This is a genomic window from Prevotella sp. AM34-19LB (assembly GCF_003468525.1).
Taxonomy (GTDB): Bacteria; Bacteroidota; Bacteroidia; order Bacteroidales; family Bacteroidaceae; genus Prevotella.
This window is the reverse complement of record NZ_QSIG01000120.1, coordinates 1-1,260: the sequence shown is the minus strand read 5'-3', so window position 1 is coordinate 1,260 and position 1,260 is coordinate 1. Positions and strand designations below refer to the sequence as shown.

2 protein-coding genes and 1 pseudogene are annotated in these 1,260 nt (G+C 42.1%); all 3 read right to left on the bottom strand.

Annotated features, from left to right (window positions below; translation table 11 throughout):
- Positions 1 to 272: pseudogene (locus DW830_RS15480) on the bottom strand (IS66 family transposase); the annotation flags it as partial.
- Positions 273 to 433: 161 nt separating this feature from the next.
- Entirely contained in the window at positions 434 to 781 is a 348-nt protein-coding gene (gene tnpB / locus DW830_RS15475) for an IS66 family insertion sequence element accessory protein TnpB (RefSeq protein WP_117729519.1), read from the bottom strand.
- Complete coding sequence (locus DW830_RS15470) at positions 769 to 1,179, bottom strand: hypothetical protein (RefSeq protein WP_119250493.1); 411 nt, start codon at positions 1,177 to 1,179, stop codon at positions 769 to 771. The genes tnpB and DW830_RS15470 overlap by 13 nt, the downstream gene beginning before the upstream one ends.
- Positions 1,180 to 1,260 lie beyond the last annotated feature (81 nt).

Genomic DNA, 1,260 nt, shown 5'->3' with positions numbered 1-1,260 from the left:
ATTTCGTAATGCATGTCACGCTTGGCTCCGTTGTTCTTGCGTGCCTTTCTTTTTTCGGCCTGCTCTTTTTTCTTCTTGTCAAATTCCTCCTGGGTCATCGAGTCTTGTGGATTCTTCTCCTGACGTTCGGACTTCTTGCCTGAAACGAGCTTGCCGAGTGCCTTGTTCTGACGATTCGCTTTGTCTATGGCGATTCCTTTCTGGACGAGTAGTTCTTCTAATGACTTTATACGTTCAATGAGTTCGTTGACCTGTGTAGTCAACGAACTCACTGTATCATTAGCAACTCTTAGTTGCTCCTTTAGAAGTTCTATAATTTCGTCCTTTTTCATAGTGCAAAGGTACGAAAAAATATCGAGATATGCAAGTAATTTCAGATATTTATTCTTATTATCTTACTGATATACAATATGTTAAATACAGTATAGCAAAGCTATAAGTTAAGCCTCTTTCTATATTTCATGCTTTTTAGGCAAATTCCGCTCATGATGGCCGATAGTGTCCTGTACGGCATTTTGCATTGTTTGTTCTTGGGGTCAAAGAATGGCAATTCAAAGGTTCCTCGCTCCAGTCGCTTCTGGTACAGCAAGAAACCATCGCCATCCCATTTGAGCAATTTTACCTGCTGGCGGTTCTTGGAGAAGAAGATGAATACCGCACCACCAAGTGGCGGAAGTTCCATCTCGGTTCTCACTATCTGATACAGGCCATTTATGCCCATGTTCATTCGTACGTATCTCTGGCAGACATAGTACTGGGTACTCTCATTCAATCCAAACATACTGCATCCTCCTTCTCATAAAGTTTCATCAACGCCATAACAGACTTGGCACATCCTTTTTTAACGGAAACCAAAGTTCCATTTGGAAAGGTTATGTTTATGCCATAAAGGAGGTCTTCCATAGGAAGATCTATGGAAGGAGGTTCCATAGGCACGAACATCATGCCTGTACTTGATGCAGATGCTTCTGCTTTTTCTCTGCGGGCTGCCTCCTGGGCTTGGCGGATTTCCTGCTTGGCACGTAAAACTGAATATCCTTTTTCGCACATCCAGTTCATCATGGTGCGATGATTTATATGTCTTTCCTTCAAGAAAGGAGTAAGTTGAGCCTTGGGGTTTCGATTCAGATAGACTAAGAAGGACCCCCAAGCCTTCTCAAAACGTTCGTTTGCTGTCATAATTTGTTTGATTTTAAAATGATGGTGCAAAGGTACGAATAAATGAGAAGTCTACAATGGTATAAACGCGGAGCCGCTTAC